General features: G+C 67.7%; 12 protein-coding genes and 1 riboswitch. Of the genes, 9 read left to right on the forward strand and 3 right to left on the reverse strand.

The genetic code is table 11. The features are described 5' to 3' along the window. Positions 1-61: 61 nt before the first annotated feature. From ACGHX3_RS12940 to ACGHX3_RS12975, 8 genes are all read left to right on the forward strand, one after another. On the forward strand, positions 62-658 hold the full coding sequence (locus tag ACGHX3_RS12940) for a GNAT family N-acetyltransferase (protein ID WP_213602799.1): 597 nt from the start codon (positions 62-64) through the stop codon (positions 656-658). Next, on the forward strand, positions 655-1,428 hold the full coding sequence (minC, locus tag ACGHX3_RS12945) for a septum site-determining protein MinC (protein WP_249720336.1): 774 nt from the start codon (positions 655-657) through the stop codon (positions 1,426-1,428). The genes ACGHX3_RS12940 and minC overlap by 4 nt, the downstream gene beginning before the upstream one ends. Before the next feature lie 44 nt (positions 1,429-1,472). Next, entirely contained in the window at positions 1,473-2,282 is an 810-nt protein-coding gene (minD, locus tag ACGHX3_RS12950) for a septum site-determining protein MinD (protein WP_162336276.1), read from the forward strand. Between the two features lie 2 nt (positions 2,283-2,284). Beyond that, on the forward strand, positions 2,285-2,539 hold the full coding sequence (minE, locus tag ACGHX3_RS12955) for a cell division topological specificity factor MinE (RefSeq protein WP_162336275.1): 255 nt from the start codon (positions 2,285-2,287) through the stop codon (positions 2,537-2,539). Between the two features lie 132 nt (positions 2,540-2,671). After that, entirely contained in the window at positions 2,672-3,121 is a 450-nt protein-coding gene (locus tag ACGHX3_RS12960; RefSeq protein WP_394697290.1) for a hypothetical protein, read from the forward strand. A 213-nt stretch (positions 3,122-3,334) separates the two neighbouring features. Beyond that, on the forward strand, positions 3,335-5,311 hold the full coding sequence (locus ACGHX3_RS12965) for a M2 family metallopeptidase (protein WP_394695208.1): 1,977 nt from the start codon (positions 3,335-3,337) through the stop codon (positions 5,309-5,311). 814 nt (positions 5,312-6,125) lie between these two features. Continuing rightward, positions 6,126-6,989 (forward strand): trypsin-like serine peptidase, encoded by an 864-nt coding sequence (locus tag ACGHX3_RS12970; protein WP_394697291.1) that lies wholly within the window; start codon positions 6,126-6,128, stop codon positions 6,987-6,989. A 125-nt stretch (positions 6,990-7,114) separates the two neighbouring features. Next, positions 7,115-7,651 (forward strand): metal-dependent hydrolase, encoded by a 537-nt coding sequence (locus ACGHX3_RS12975; RefSeq protein ID WP_394695209.1) that lies wholly within the window; start codon positions 7,115-7,117, stop codon positions 7,649-7,651. Between the two features lie 132 nt (positions 7,652-7,783). Here ACGHX3_RS12975 and ACGHX3_RS12980 read toward each other — a convergent pair whose 3' ends face one another. Together ACGHX3_RS12980 and ACGHX3_RS12985 are read right to left on the reverse strand one after the other, a co-directional pair. Further along, a complete protein-coding gene (locus ACGHX3_RS12980) occupies positions 7,784-8,194 on the reverse strand; it encodes a hypothetical protein (protein ID WP_162336270.1) in 411 nt (136 codons plus the stop codon). Between the two features lie 18 nt (positions 8,195-8,212). Next, positions 8,213-9,466, reverse strand: a complete 1,254-nt coding sequence (locus ACGHX3_RS12985; RefSeq protein WP_394695210.1) for a multidrug effflux MFS transporter — start codon at positions 9,464-9,466, stop codon at positions 8,213-8,215. 199 nt (positions 9,467-9,665) lie between these two features. After that, positions 9,666-9,787, forward strand: a riboswitch (glycine riboswitch). A gap of 43 nt (positions 9,788-9,830) precedes the next feature. Here ACGHX3_RS12985 and gcvP point away from each other — a divergent pair. Continuing rightward, on the forward strand, positions 9,831-12,734 hold the full coding sequence (gene gcvP / locus ACGHX3_RS12990) for an aminomethyl-transferring glycine dehydrogenase (RefSeq protein ID WP_394695211.1): 2,904 nt from the start codon (positions 9,831-9,833) through the stop codon (positions 12,732-12,734). 60 nt (positions 12,735-12,794) lie between these two features. Here gcvP and ACGHX3_RS12995 read toward each other — a convergent pair whose 3' ends face one another. Beyond that, positions 12,795-13,541: an SDR family oxidoreductase gene (locus tag ACGHX3_RS12995; RefSeq protein WP_394695212.1), complete on the reverse strand. Its 747-nt coding sequence runs from the start codon at positions 13,539-13,541 to the stop codon at positions 12,795-12,797. Positions 13,542-13,546: the final 5 nt, after the last annotated feature.

Raw genomic sequence — 13,546 nt, forward strand, 5'->3', positions numbered from 1 at the left:
CGCATGCGATAATCCGCGCTCGGCCACGTGCCGCCCCGCAAGACCCGTTCGGAGTCAGGTAATGTCGATTGTCATCCGCGACGTGCGCGAGCACGAGCTGGATTCCGTCCTAGCCCTCAACAACAATGCCGGACTGGCGATCCTGCCGCTGGATTCGGCCAAGGTCCGCCGCTTCTACGAGACGGCCGAATACTTCCGCGTCGCCGAGCGCGACGGCAACCTCGCCGGTTTCCTCGTCGGCTTCGGCTCCGGCGCCGCGCACGACAGCAGCAACTTCGCCTGGTTCGGCGAGCGCTACCCGCAGTTCTTCTACATCGACCGCATCGTCGTGGCCAGCCGCCGTCGCGGCGGCGGCGTCGGCCGCGCGTTCTACGCCGACGTGCAGAGCTTCGCCGAGCTGCGCTATCCGCAACTGGCCTGTGAAGTCTTCCTCGACCACGGTGCCGATCCGGCCCTGCTGTTCCATGGCAGCTTCGGCTTCCGCGAAGTGGGCCAGAACGTCATGGCCGAGGCGGAAGTGCGCGCGAGCATGCTGATGAAGGAACTCTGCAGTTACCCGTGGGTGCGCGAGACCTACGGTGATGCCCTGCCCGACGTCGCGTGGGCCCGCACCCGCCTGCTGGCCGACGCCAGCGCGCAACGGCCGACCGGTACATGAGCGTGACCCGGGCTTCCATGGACTACGAACAGGCCGGCGAACTGAAGATCGGCCAGGTCGGCATCGCCAACCTCCGCATCCGCACCCTCGACGTCGACCAGCTGATCCGCGAAATGCGCGAGCGTGTCGAGCGCGCACCCAAGCTGTTCGGCCGTGCCGCCGTGATCGTCGATTTCGGCGGCCTGACCCGGCTACCCGATGCGGACACCGCACGTGCGCTGATCGATGGCCTGCGCGGCGCAGGCGTCATTCCGGTGGCGCTGGCCTACGGCACCCGCGAGACCGAAACCCTGGCCGAACAGCTCGGCCTGCCGCTGCTGGCCAAGTTCCGCGCGCAATACGAGCCGGTGGCGCAAGCTGCGCCGGCCCCCGCACGTGCGGCACCCGAACCTGCCCCGGCCAAGGCCGCCCCCGCGCCGGCAGCGAAAGCCGCCGACGCGAAGCCGGGCCTGGTCCAGAAGACGCCGGTGCGCTCGGGCCAGCAGCTGTATGCCGAGAACCGCGACCTGACCGTGCTGAGCACCGTGGGCGCCGGCGCCGAAGTGATTTCCGACGGCTCCATCCACATCTACGGCGCCCTGCGCGGCCGTGCGCTCGCCGGCGCGCGCGGCAACGCCGACGCCCGCATCTTCTGCCGTGAATTCCATGCCGAACTGGTCGCGATCGCCGGCCACTACAAGGTGATGGAGGAAGTACCCAAGGAACTGCGCGGCAAGGCCGTGCAGATCTGGCTCGACCAGGACCAGCTCAAGATCGTCGCGCAGGACTGACGCGCGGCGCCGACCGAACATAAGAACGACCAAGGAGAACACCGTTGGCTGAAATCATCGTAGTCACGTCCGGCAAGGGCGGCGTCGGCAAGACCACCACCAGCGCCAGCATCGCCTGCGGCCTGGCGCGCCGCGGCAAGAAGGTCGCGGTCATCGACTTCGACGTCGGCCTGCGCAACCTCGACCTCATCATGGGCTGCGAGCGCCGCGTGGTGTACGACTTCGTCAACGTCACCCAGGGCGAGGCGACGCTGAAGCAGGCGCTGATCAAGGACAAGCGGTTCGAGACGCTGTACGTGCTGGCCGCCTCGCAGACGCGCGACAAGGATGCACTGACCAAGGAAGGCGTGGAGAAGGTGCTGAAGGACCTGTCCGACGACGGCTTCGACTACGTCGTGTGCGACTCGCCGGCCGGCATCGAGAAGGGCGCGTTCCTGGCCATGTACTTCGCCGACCAGGCCATCGTGGTGGTCAATCCGGAAGTGTCTTCGGTGCGCGATTCCGACCGCATCCTCGGCCTGCTGGACTCCAAGACCCGCCGCGCCGAGAACGGCGAGCCGCTGAAGGCCAACCTGCTGCTGACCCGCTACAACCCCGCGCGCGTGGAAGGCGGCGAGATGCTCAGCATCAAGGACGTGGAAGACGTGCTGGGGCTGAAGACCCTGGGCGTGATCCCCGAGTCGGGCGACGTGCTCAACGCCTCCAACAAGGGCGAGCCGGTCATCCTCGACCTGGAGTCGCCGGCCGGCCAGGCCTACGACGACACCGTCGGCCGTCTGCTGGGCGAAGACCGCCCGATGCGCTTCATCACCCTTGAGAAGAAGGGTTTCTTCACCAAGTTGTTCGGAGGTTGAACATGGGCCTGTTCGATTTCCTCAAGACCAAGAAGAACACCGCCGAGACCGCCAAGAACCGCCTGCAGATCATCATTGCGCAGGAACGCAATTCGCGTGGCGCTCCCGACTACCTGCCGCTGCTGCGCCGCGAGCTGCTGGAAGTTATCAAGAAGTACGTCAACGTCGACGTCGACGCGGTGAAGGTCGACCTGATCAAGGACGGCGACCACGACGTGCTGGATATCTCGGTGGCGCTGCCGGAAGGCAATGCCTGACCTGACAGGCGCCGCAGAGCGGAGCGTGCTCCGCTCGGAACGACCCGGTTCGTGACGAAAGGCAGCGGAGCGAGCTCCGCTCTACCCATGATGCCCGACGACGCTGCTGCCAACGCCGAGAACGCCGGGGTGATGCGGGTACGCGACCTGCCGCCCGGCGCGGCCGATGCGTTGCTCGCGTCCCATGGCCTGCAACTGCATCGCGTCGATGATGATGCTCCGATCCCCGGCAGCTACTGGGGCGAGCCCGAAGCCGGCGTCATCGCCCACAACGTCTTCGTGCGCAGTGATACGCCCGTGCATTCGATGCTGCACGAGGCCTGCCACCTGATCGTCCTGCCGCCGGAACGGCGCGCGCAGGTGCATACCGATGCCACCGACTCGGTGATCGAGGAAGACGCCACCTGCTGCCTGCAGATCATCCTGGCCGGCGAACTGCCCGGTGTAGGGCGCGCGCGCCTGATGGCCGACATGGATGCCTGGGGATACACCTACCGGCTGGGCTCCACGCAGGCGTGGTTCGAGCAGGACGCCGAGGACGCGCGGACCTTCCTGCGGGAACGGGGTCTGCCGTACCGCTGAGGGCGCACCTTGCAGGAGCGACGTCAGTCGCGACCGCATGATATCGGCGCCCATAGGCCTTTCGTAACTGCATCCACCGGCCTTCACGTCGTCGGAAGGTGGACGGTCGCGACTGACGTCGCTCCTGCAGGGAAGCAGGCGACCGCACTTGCACCCCCTGCCCTGCCCTCACTACCCTTCCGGTTCCTGCGCCCGCGCCCTGAAGGACGTCCCGTGAAGCATCGCCACCTCCTGCTCGCCCTCGCCGTCGGCGTGGGCATCGCCACGCTCGCCGCCTGCAAGAAGGACGAGCCGGCCGCCGATACGGCCGCTGCGCCGGCCGCGCCGAAGGGCGAGACCGCCGACCAGTTCATCGCGCGCGTCAACGACGAGCTCAAGAAGATGTATCCGGAACTGACCGCCGCGCAATGGCTGTCCAGTACCTACATCAACGACGACAGCCAGCTGCTGGCCGCCAAGGGCAACGAGCGTTACCTGACCCAGCTCAACCACTGGATCGAGCAGGCGAAGAAGTTCGAAGGCCAGCCGATGTCGCCGGAAACCGCGCGCGCCATCCAGTTGCTCAAGCTGGGCACCGCGATGCCGGCGCCGAAGGACCCCGCCAAGCTCGCCGAGCTGACGCAGATCGCAACGAAGATGGAAGGCACCTACGGCGCGGGCACGTACTGCACCGGCGAAGGCGATGCGAAGAAGTGCCGCCAGCTGGGCGAGCTCGAGGACGTGCTGCGCAGCAGCCGCGACTACGACGCGCAGCTCGACGCCTGGCAGGGCTGGCACACGATCGCCCAGCCGATGCGCAAGGACTACACACGCTTCGTCGAACTGGTGAACGAGGGCTCGAAGGAAATGGGCTTCGCCGACGCCGGCGAGATGTGGCGCAGCGGCTACGACATGACGCCTGCCGAGATCGCCGCCGAAACCGACCGCCTGTGGGGCCAGGTCAAGCCGCTGTACGAACAGCTGCACTGCTACACCCGCACCAAGCTGCAGGCGACGTACGGCGTGGAGAAGGGCCAGGTCAATGGCCTGCTGCCCGCGCACCTGATGGGCAACATGTGGCAGCAGGACTGGGGCAACCTGTGGGACGTGCTGGAACCGTACAAGAACGCCGGCAGCCTCGACATCACCGGCGCGCTGGAGAAGCAATACCAGGCGGATTACCAGGCCGCGCTGGCCAAGGCCGGTCCCGGCCCGGGCACGGACGCGCTGTTCAAGGCCGAGCGCGATGCGCAGCTGCAGGTCGCCAGGCAGATGACCGAACGCGCGCAGGACTTCTACACCAGCCTCGGCATGCCCAAGCTGCCGGAGAGCTACTGGACCAAGACGCAGTTCATCAAGCCGATGGACCGCGACGTGGTCTGCCACGCCAGCGCCTGGGACATGAACATGAGCGGCGATGTGCGCACCAAGATGTGCATCAAGCCGAACGAGGAAGACTTCACCACCATCTACCACGAGTTGGGCCACGTCTATTACTACCTGGCCTACAACAAGCTGCCGCCGCTGTTCCAGACCGGCGCGCACGACGGCTTCCACGAAGCCATCGGCGACACCATGGTGCTGGCGATGACGCCTGACTACCTGAAGTCGATCGGCATGGTCGATGCCACCGCGCAGAGCAACGAAGCGCTGATCAACGCGCAGATGCGCATGGCGCTGGCGAAGGTGTCGTTCATGCCGTTCGGCCTGATGATCGACCGCTGGCGCTGGGGCGTGTTCGACGGCAGCATCAAGCCGGCCGACTACAACAAGGCCTGGTGGGAACTGAAGGCCAAGTACCAGGGCGTGGCGCCGGCGACCGCGCGCGGCGAGGACTTCTTCGACCCGGGCGCGAAGTACCACGTGCCGGGCAACACGCCGTACACGCGCTACTTCCTCTCGCACGTGCTGCAGTTCCAGTTCTACAAGGGCCTGTGCGATGCGGCCGGCTACCAGGGTCCGCTGTACAACTGCAGCTTCTACGGCAACAAGGCGGCGGGCCAGAAGTTCTGGGCAATGCTGGAGAAGGGCGCCAGCCAGCCGTGGCAGGCCACGCTGAAGGAACTCACCGGCGGCGAGAAGATGGATGCCGGCGCGGTGCTGGAGTACTTCGCCCCGCTGCAGGACTGGCTGAAGCAGCAGAACGAGGGCCAGACGTGCGGCTGGCAGGTGCCCGCCGCACCTGCACCGGCTGCGCCCGCAAAGTCCTGAGCGCCTCTCGTGGACGGGCTACTGGCGCCCGTCCACGCATCCCATGCCAGACAAGGACGTAACGCGAATGAAGAACACGCTCTCTCTTGGCATGCTCACGTGCCTCCTCGTCGTACTGCCTTGTCTGGTGAGCGCAACGGACATGCAGGCCGGCTCCGAAGTCAGCCGTACATCCCCACAGACAGCGCCGCGATGGAAGCTGGATGCGTTCCCGGTGCGCAGCGCCGTTTCCCTGAGCTACCGCGACATGGCACTGCAGCGCCTGCTGAGGATGCAGCAGTACAACGCCATGCCCCACGCGAAGGCGACCCAGATCGGCATCGGCCGCGAACTGTCCGCTGAAGGCGTAGCGCGCACGACACCCTCGCTGCGCTGGATCGCGCTCCGGGATGGCGGCAGCGTCGCGCGCCTGCACGTCACTTCGCCGGATGCCGTAGCGCTTCGCGTCGGGCTGCAGGTCAACCGCCTGCACCCGCAGGTCGAGTTGCGTTTCGGAGGGTCCGCCCGCGCGGCCGACGTGATCACCTCCGTTACGGCAGCCGAAGCACAGCGCTTCGCCGATGCGCAAGGCATGTACTGGTCGCCTGCGACCGATGGCGCCACGCAGATCATCGAGGTCTATCGTCCCGCCCATGTCACGGCGATGCAGGCGGCCGTACAGGCGCCGCAGGCTTCCCACCTGATGGCCGACAGTACGACCGGCTTCAAAATCATCAGGAAGGTCGGGGAATCGGAAAGCTGCAACTTCGATACGGTCTGCCGCGTCAACGAGCTCGGCCCCGCCTATGTCGACGCGAAGAATGCCGTCGCCCACATGGTGTTCAACGTCTACAACACGGCGGGCGGCATCCAGGCCAGCTACCTGTGCACGGGTACGCTGCTCAACGATACCTCTCCCGCCACGCAGGTCCCCTGGTTCTTCTCGGCCGATCATTGCTTTGCCGGCGGTGAAGACGGCGTTCCCCTGCAGGATCGCGCAAAGGTGGCCGCCAGCCTCAATACCTACTGGGGCTACGAGAACTCGACGTGCCGGGGCGCCCTCGATGCCGTCAAGGGCGCTCCGTTGACAGGCGGTGCCGACCTGATGTTCCACGATGTCGCTACCGACGCCATGCTGCTGCGGCTGCGCAGATCCCCGCCGGCCTCGGCGACGTTCGCCGGCTGGGACGCCAGCCCCTTGGCGGCCAGCTCACCGGTGATTGCCATCCACCATCCCGCCGGCGATGCCAAGAAAGTGTCGCAAGGGCGGCAGGCCAGTGTGTCCGGATATCCCAACTCCCACGCCGTCGCGTGGCTGACGGGCTCTACCGAACGCGGCAGCAGCGGATCCGGCCTGTTCACGATCTACCGGGATGGCAGCTATCGGCTGCGCGGCGGCCTGCACCAGGGCAGCGCGACCTGCGCGAACAGCGGCAGTGTCGCCACGCCCGGCAATCGCGATCTCTATTCACGCCTCGACCTGGTCTTCCCGCAGATCAAGCAATGGATCGCCGCCGATCCGGTCCGCGAGAACACATCGCAGCCGTTGGTCCGCTCGGCCGGCGCCGTCGCGCAGGGTCAGGGCGCGCGGACATCGCCGGCCACGCCCGCAACCGTGCCTGCGACCGCGACGATTCCGGCCGTCCGTGAGCGCCCGGGTCAGGCAACACCGCTGCGCGCAGGCACGCTCGAGCGCTGAGGCGAAGCCCACGCGCGAAGGAGACAAGGCCGGCCCATGCCGGCCTTTTTTCTGCGCACGCATCCGCTTCATCGTGCGCACACGGAACGCAGCGAACCTGCGCGCGACATCCTGCGGACCAGCCCATGCCGACCATCCTCACCCACGCGCTGATTCCCCTGGCGGCCGGCTTCGCGCTCGGCAGCAGACGACTCCCGCCCCGCCTGGTCGGTGCCGGCATGCTGGCCGCGATGCTGCCGGACGCCGACGTCGTCGCCTTCAAGCTCGGCATCGAATACGCACATGCACTCGGCCATCGCGGCGCCAGCCATTCCCTGGTGTTCGCGCTGGCCTGCGGTGCATTCGCCGCCACCGGTGCGCGCTGCCTCCGGACTTCGGCCATGAAGGCATTCCTGTTCATCGCGCTGTCGGCCGCATCGCATCCGCTGCTCGACATGCTGACCGACGGCGGCCTCGGCGTCGCGCTGCTGTGGCCCTGGTCGGAGGCGCGCCACTTCGCACCGTGGCGGGTGATCGAGGTGTCGCCGCTCGCGAACCGCTTCTTCAGCGCGCGCGGCGTGGACGTGCTGCTGTCGGAGTTCCGCTGGGTGTGGGTGCCGGTGTTGGCACTCGCTTGCTTCACCGCTTGGTTGCGTCGAAGCATGCGCGTGGGGGCGACGTAAGTCGCGATCGCAAGAACGAAGCTACGCGGAACCGCATCGTCGGTCAGCGTCATTGCCGAATCAACGTCAGCGGGTGCATTACATCAAATGATCGCGACTTACGTCGCTCCCACATTGACATCAACAGGAACGTCAGTTCACGTCCGGCGCCGGCTCCGCCTTGCGGTCCTTCATCTGCTCGGCCAGCTGTTCCTCGAACTGCTCCAGCGTCAGGCCCTGCGCCGCGGCCTCAATCACCGCGGTGTCGCGCAGTTCGTCGGAATACACCAGCCGCACCGCATTGCCCTGCGCCTCGTGCAGCGCGGCGGCCTGCTTGATCATCGCCAGCACTTCGGCGGCGCTGTCGGAACTGCCGGCGATGCGGCCGTCCATGCCCAGCACCCACACCCCTGCCTGGCGCACCACGCCCGCCAGCAGGTCGCCCTGCGGATTGCGCAGTTCGGCATGCGGCTCGATGGCAGGCGCATTCGCGCGCGCCTGGTTGTGCGCCTTGATCGCCTTGCGCTTCTTCGCTTCGCGGCGGGCCTTGGACTGGATCGACATGGGAGTTCTCGCGGAAGGTCAGAGTTGATCGGTGGGTTCCAGCGCAGCGGCATTCTGCGGACAGGCCAGGCGACGCCGGTGCGCTCGCGCTTCCCATTGCCACATCAGCCAGCCCAGCAGCGTGAAGGCCGCCATGCCGAGCGCCAGGTGCAGACCATGATGGCTCAACAGCGGCGACAGCACACCGGCGACCACCGCATTGACGATCAGGTTGCTGAACGCCTGCAGCGATGAAGCGGCACCGCGCTGCCGCGGGTACATGTCGAGGATGGCCAGCGTCAGGATCGGGAACACCAGCGCCACGCCGAGCGCGGCGAGCATCATCGGCAGCACCGCCCACGGCACCTTGATGTCCTCGCCGGCCCAGGCGCTGTAGCCCACGTTGGCCACCATCGCGAGCGCCATGCAGGCATAGCCGAGCTTCACCAGCCGCGTGCCTTCGACGCGCCCGGCGGCGCGCCCGGACAGGAACGCGCCCAGCACCATGCCACCGATGGTCGGCAGGAACAGCCAGGCGAACTGCTGTTCGTCCAGGTGCAGCAGATCCATGACGAACGCCGGCGCCGAGGCGATGTACAGGAACAGGCCGGCGAAGCTCAGCGACCCGGCCAGCGCCAGCCGCAGGAAGCGCGGATTGCGCACGATGCCCACGTAGTCGCGCAGCAGGTGGCGCGGCGATGCCGGCTGGCGCGCCTCTGGCGGATGCGTCTCCGGCAGCCAGCCGACCACCGCGACGATCAGCAGCAGCGAGAACCCGGCCAGGAACCAGAAGATCATCGGCCACGCGCTCCAGCCGAGTATCCAGCCACCCACGATCGGCGCGATCGCCGGCGCGATGCCGAAGATCATCGACACTTGGCTCATCAGCCGTTGCGCGTCGTCCCCGTCGCGCGCATCGCGGATCACCGCGCGTCCGACGATGAAGCCGACGCCGGCGGACAGGCCCTGCACGCCGCGGAACAGCAGCAGCGTGCCCATGTCGGTGGCCAGCGCGCAGCCCACCGAGGCCAGCAGGAAGACGAACAGGCCACCCAGGATCACCCGCCGGCGGCCGAAGGTGTCCGACAGCGGGCCGTGCACCAGGCTCATCAGCGCATACGTCAGCAGGTAGACGCTGATGGTCTGCTGCATCGCCACCTTGTCGGCACCCAGCTGCGCGCCGATGGCCGGGAAGGCCGGGAAGATGGTGTCGATGGAGAACGGGCCGAACATCGCCAGCCCACCCAGCAGCAGGGCCAGGCGGCGGTTCGAGATCGTGTGGGGGGCACTCATTGCGGGAAAACTCCGGACGGGCGCGGCGGGGCTTCATGAACAGGCCGCGCCGGGCCGCACATGGTAAGCCCAAACCGCCGGCCGGCCCTCCCGCCGGGCTATACTCCGCGGGCAAGACCCGGTGGGAGAAGCCCGTCGCCCGCGACGTGCTGCCGAAGGCGCAAACGCCCGTAATCGCTCAGGCCCGATACCACCACTGCAACGACACTCTGGAGAGACCGGCCGCCCACGCGGCAGCGCCGGCGCCGAAGGGGCACGAAGCACGCGACCTCCTCGTCGGCGCGCTTCCAAACTCTCAGGCAAAAGGACAGAGGGGCACACCACGCGCGGTTTCCGCGCGCCCGGTCCTCATTGCCCTTCCCGGATGCCTTCCATGTCGAATACCCCCTCCCTGCGCGAGCTCGAGCACCACGGCGCGTTCCTCGAACGCCACATCGGCCCCAACGACGCCGAGATCGCGCACATGCTGCGCGTGGTCGGCCACGAGTCGCTTGATGCGATGACCGACGCCATCGTGCCCGGCAGCATCAAGTCCGCGCAGCCGCTGGCCCTGCCCGCCCCGATCGACGAGGAAGAGGCCCTGGCCAAGATCCGCGCCGTCGCCGACCGCAACCAAGTGTTCCGCAGCTTCATCGGCCAGGGCTACTACGGCACGCACACGCCGAAGGTCATCCTGCGCAACATCCTCGAGAATCCGGCCTGGTACACCGCCTACACGCCTTACCAGGCGGAAATCTCGCAGGGCCGCATGGAAGCCCTGATCAACTTCCAGACCCTGGTCACCGACCTGACCGGCATGGAGATCGCCAGCGCCTCGCTGCTGGACGAAGCCACCGCCGCCGCCGAAGCGATGACGCTGGCCAAGCGCTCCGCCAAGTCGAAGTCGAACACGTTCCTGGTCGCCGGCGACACCCACCCGCAGACGCTCGAAGTACTGGCCACCCGCGCCGAGCCGCTGGGCATCACCGTCGACGTCGTGCGTTCCACCGATGCCTTCCACGAGAAGCTGGCCGCCGGCGATTACTTCGGCGTGCTGGTGCAGTACCCCGCCTCCAGCGGCTGGGTGGAGGAATGGTCCAAGGACGCCGACACCATCCATGCGCACAACGCGCTGTTCGTCGTCGCCACCGACCTGCTGGCGCTGACCCTGCTGAAGCCGCCGGGCGAGATGGGCGCCGACATCGTCATCGGCAACTCGCAGCGCTTCGGCGTACCGTTCGGTTTCGGCGGCCCGCACGCCGCGTTCATGGCCTGCCGCGACGCCTACAAGCGCAGCATGCCGGGCCGCCTGATCGGCGTGTCGGTCGATGCCGAGGGCAAGCCGGCCTACCGCCTGACGCTGCAGACGCGCGAGCAGCACATCCGCCGCGAGAAGGCCACCTCCAACATCTGCACCGCGCAGGTGCTGCTGGCGGTGATGGCCAGCATGTACGCCGTCTACCACGGCCCCGAAGGCCTGGCGCGCATCGCCGGCCGCGTCGCCCGCCTGACCGCCATCCTCGCCGCCGGCCTGCGCACGCTCGGCTATCCGGCCGTGCACGCCAGCGCCTTCGACACGCTCTGCATCGAACCTGGCGACGCGCGCGATGCGATCCTGGCGCGCGCCCGCGACGCCCGCATCAACCTGCGCGTGCGCAACAACGGTTCGCTGTGCATCTCGCTGGACGAAACCACCACCCGCGCCGACATCGACGCGTTGTGGGGCGTGTTCGCCGGCGAAGGCGCCACGCTGCCGTCGGTCGATGCGCTGGATGCCAGCGCGCCGTCGCTGATTCCTGACGCCCTGCGCCGCACCAGCGACTTCCTGACCCACCCGGTGTTCAACACGCACCACAGCGAACACGAACTGCTGCGCTACATGCGCGCGCTGTCGGACAAGGACCTGGCGCTGGACCGCACCATGATCCCGCTGGGCAGCTGCACCATGAAGCTCAACGCCACGGCCGAGATGATCCCGGTGACCTGGCCGGAGTTCGGAAACATCCATCCGCTCGCGCCGGCCGACCAGTCGCAGGGCTACACACAGCTGATCGACGAGCTGGAAGCCATGCTGGTGGAATGCACCGGCTACGACGCCGTCAGCCTGCAGCCGAATTCCGGCGCACAGGGCGAATACGCCGGCCTGCTGGCGATCCGCGCCTACCACCGCGCGCGCGGCGAAGGCCACCGCGACATCTGCCTGATTCCCGAATCCGCGCACGGCACCAACCCGGCGAGCGCGCAGATGTGCGGCATGCAGGTGGTGGTGACCAAGTGCGACGCCAACGGCAACGTCGACGTCGAGGACATCCGCCGCGCCGCCGAGAAGTACAGCGAGCGCCTGGCCGCGATCATGATCACCTACCCGTCCACGCACGGCGTGTTCGAGGAAGACGTGGTCGCCATCTGCGACATCGTCCACCAGCACGGCGGCCAGGTGTACACCGACGGTGCCAACATGAACGCTCTGGTCGGCGTGGCCAAGCCCGGCAAGTGGGGCTCGGACGTGTCGCACCTCAACCTGCACAAGACCTTCTGCATTCCGCACGGTGGCGGCGGTCCCGGCGTGGGCCCGTGCGCAGTGAAGGCGCACCTGGCGCCGTACCTGCCGAAGAAGCTGGGTGGCGAAGGCGACGTGGGCATGGTGTCGGCGGCCAGCTTCGGCAGCGCCAGCATCCTGCCGATCAGCTGGATGTACATCACGCTGATGGGCGCGGCCGGCCTGCGCAAGGCCACCCAGGTGGCGCTGCTCAACGCCAACTACATCGCCAAGCGGCTGGAACCGCACTTCGAGACGCTCTACACCGGCCGCAACGGACTGGTAGCGCACGAGTGCATCCTCGACCTGCGCCCGATCAAGGACCGCACCGGCATCAGCGCCGAGGACGTGGCCAAGCGCCTGATCGATTTCGGCTTCCACGCGCCCACGCTGAGCTTCCCGGTGGCCGGCACGCTGATGGTCGAGCCGACCGAAAGCGAATCGCAGCACGAGCTGGACCGCTTCATCGACGCGATGATCGAGATCCGCGAGGAGATCCGCGCGGTCGAGGACGGCCGCCTGGACCGCGAGGACAACCCGCTGCGCAATGCGCCGCATACCGCGACGATGGTGATGGCCAGCGAATGGACCCACGCCTATCCGCGCGAACTGGCCGCGTTCCCGCTGGCCACGCTGAAGCTGCAGAAGTACTGGCCGCCGGTCTCGCGCGTGGACAACGTCTACGGCGACAAGAACGTCATGTGCGCCTGCATCCCGGTGGATGCGTACAAGGAAGACGTGGAGGCCTGAGTGCCGCGCCACGGGTGAGCAAGAAGCCCCGCCATGCGGGGCTTCTTTTTTTAGCGCCGATCAGCGCCTGGCCGCGGCCAGCGCCACCGCATCGGCGCCGGCGGGGAAACGCCATAGTCCGCTGGCGTCGTGGACCGCATTCCACACGGCCTGCGCGACATCGGTTTCCAGCGTGAAGGCATCCGCATCGGCGAAGCCGGCGAACACCTCCTGCGCGTAGCGCGCATACGCGTCGGGCACGAGGCCGCGCATGCGCTCTTCGCCATTGGCCGCGAAGCGCGTGGTGGGTGCGTAGCCCGGTTCGACCAGCCGCACCGCCACGTCGAACGCGCCCAGCTCGTGCGCCAGCGACGCGGTGAAGCCTTCGATCGCCGTCTTGCTGGCGGTATAGGCCGCCACCAGCGGCATCGGCGCCAGCGTGGCGCTGGAGGTGACGTTGACGAGGGTGCCCGCACGGCGCGCGCGGAACTGCGGGATCACCGCCTGCGTCATCGCCATCGTGCCGAAGGTGTTGGTCTCGAAGATCTCGCGCACCGTGGCCATCGGCGTGGCCTCGAACGCGCCGAACAACCCCAGCCCGGCGTTGTTGACCAGCACGTCCAGTGGCCCGGCCGCCTCCAGCGCGGCGGCGATGCTGTCGGCCCGCGTGACATCCAGCGGCAGCACGCGCAGGCGTTCGTCGTTGGGCAGCAGTTCCGGGCGCGGCGTGCGCATGGTGGCGATGACGTGCCAGCCCTGGGCGTGGAAGTGGCGGGCGCTCTCCAGGCCGTAGCCGGAGGAACAGCCGGTGATGAGGACAGTCTTCATGGGAG

The sequence above is a fragment of the Pseudoxanthomonas japonensis genome (genome assembly GCF_043632995.1).
Classification (GTDB): Bacteria; Pseudomonadota; Gammaproteobacteria; order Xanthomonadales; family Xanthomonadaceae; genus Pseudoxanthomonas_A; species Pseudoxanthomonas_A japonensis.

What these genes read in the sequence shown, in the direction of transcription:
- ACGHX3_RS12970 (WP_394697291.1), top strand. Translation starts at nt 6,126, where the DNA reads ATGGTGTTCAACGTCTACAACACGGCGGGCGGCATCCAGGCCAGCTAC.
- ACGHX3_RS12975 (WP_394695209.1), top strand. Translation starts at nt 7,115, where the DNA reads ATGCCGACCATCCTCACCCACGCGCTGATTCCCCTGGCGGCCGGCTTC.
- ACGHX3_RS12940 (WP_213602799.1), top strand. Translation starts at nt 62, where the DNA reads ATGTCGATTGTCATCCGCGACGTGCGCGAGCACGAGCTGGATTCCGTC.
- minC (WP_249720336.1), top strand. Translation starts at nt 655, where the DNA reads ATGAGCGTGACCCGGGCTTCCATGGACTACGAACAGGCCGGCGAACTG.
- ACGHX3_RS12985 (WP_394695210.1), bottom strand. Translation starts at nt 9,466, where the DNA reads ATGAGTGCCCCCCACACGATCTCGAACCGCCGCCTGGCCCTGCTGCTG.
- ACGHX3_RS12980 (WP_162336270.1), bottom strand. Translation starts at nt 8,194, where the DNA reads ATGTCGATCCAGTCCAAGGCCCGCCGCGAAGCGAAGAAGCGCAAGGCG.
- gcvP (WP_394695211.1), top strand. Translation starts at nt 9,831, where the DNA reads ATGCCTTCCATGTCGAATACCCCCTCCCTGCGCGAGCTCGAGCACCAC.
- minE (WP_162336275.1), top strand. Translation starts at nt 2,285, where the DNA reads ATGGGCCTGTTCGATTTCCTCAAGACCAAGAAGAACACCGCCGAGACC.
- ACGHX3_RS12995 (WP_394695212.1), bottom strand. Translation starts at nt 13,541, where the DNA reads ATGAAGACTGTCCTCATCACCGGCTGTTCCTCCGGCTACGGCCTGGAG.
- ACGHX3_RS12960 (WP_394697290.1), top strand. Translation starts at nt 2,672, where the DNA reads ATGCGGGTACGCGACCTGCCGCCCGGCGCGGCCGATGCGTTGCTCGCG.